Source organism: Erythrobacter donghaensis (assembly GCF_001557325.1).
Classification (GTDB): Bacteria; Pseudomonadota; Alphaproteobacteria; order Sphingomonadales; family Sphingomonadaceae; genus Erythrobacter; species Erythrobacter donghaensis_B.
The window spans coordinates 1-1,152 of record NZ_LSJS01000006.1; the positions used below are offsets into that span (position 1 = coordinate 1).

The 1,152-nt window shown below is 64.6% G+C and carries 1 protein-coding gene; it reads right to left on the reverse strand.

What is annotated here, in order from left to right; translation table 11 throughout:
* A partial coding sequence (locus AX692_RS00190) for an IS256 family transposase (RefSeq protein ID WP_073977503.1) occupies nt 1–1,048 on the reverse strand: 1,048 nt, incomplete at its 3' end.
* Between the last annotated feature and the right edge of the window lie 104 nt (nt 1,049–1,152).

Sequence of the window (1,152 nt, forward strand, 5' to 3'; positions counted from 1 at the left end):
GGAAGATGCCGACGACATCGGCGCGGCGCTTCACTTCCTTGTTCAGGCGTTCCAGCGGATTGGTGGAATGCAGCTTGACCCGGTGCTGTTCGGGGAAGGTCATGTAAGCGAGCACGTCATGCTCGGCCTCGTCCATGCAGGCGCCCAGCTTGGGCCATCGGGCGCGCAACTGGTCGGCGACCTGGCGCCAGACCTGTGTCGCAGCTGCATGATCGGGCTGGAGGAAGACCTGGCGGATGGCGGCGGCAACGACCGTGTTCTGCCCCTTGGGGACGTATGCCAGCGCATTGCGCATGAAGTGGACGCGGCAGCGCTGCCAGGTGGCGCTGAGCACGCGGGTGATCGCTGCCTTGAGGCCCTCGTGGGCGTCCGAGATCACCAGCCTGACCCCCGTCAGCCCGCGGCGGGCGAGGTCCTTGAGGAAGTCCGACCAGAACACCTCAGCCTCCGAAGGGCCGATGTGCAGGCCGACGATCTCACGCTTGCCTTCGGTGTTGACGGCAACGGCGATTATCGCGGCAACGCTGACGATCCGGCCGCCCTGGCGCACCTTCAGGTAAGTGGCATCGAGCCAGAGGTAGGGCCAGTCGCCTGACAGCGGACGCTTGAGGAAGGCATGGACGCGCTCGTCGATGTCCTTGCACAGCTTCGAGACCGAGGATTTGGAGATGCCGGTCATGCCCATGGCCTGCACCAGATCATCGACCCGCCGGGTGCTGACGCCGGCGATCCATGCCTCCTGGATCACCGCGACCAAGGCCTTCTCCACCGTCTTCCGCGGCTCCAGGAAGCCCGGGAAGTATGCGCCGGTCCGCAGCTTGGGGATCTTCAGGTTGAGCGTGCCGAGCCGGGTATCGAGGCTGCGGTCGCGGTAGCCGTTGCGCCAGGTCGTGCGCTCGCCGGAACGCTCGTGCCGACCGGCACCGACCAGGCCCTCAACATCGGCCTCCATGATGATCTGCAATACGCTCTCGGCAATGGTGCGCAGAAAATCTCCATCTCCGCTCTTCGCCAAAAGCTCGGCAAGCGGTAGTCTGTCATCGGTCATCGGGATCAACTCCTTGGTTGGTGTGAAGCTTCGAAACTCCACCTTACCAATGAGCCCGGTGGCCACCGAGATCGAAATCGCATGGGGTGGGGCATGCCCCACCC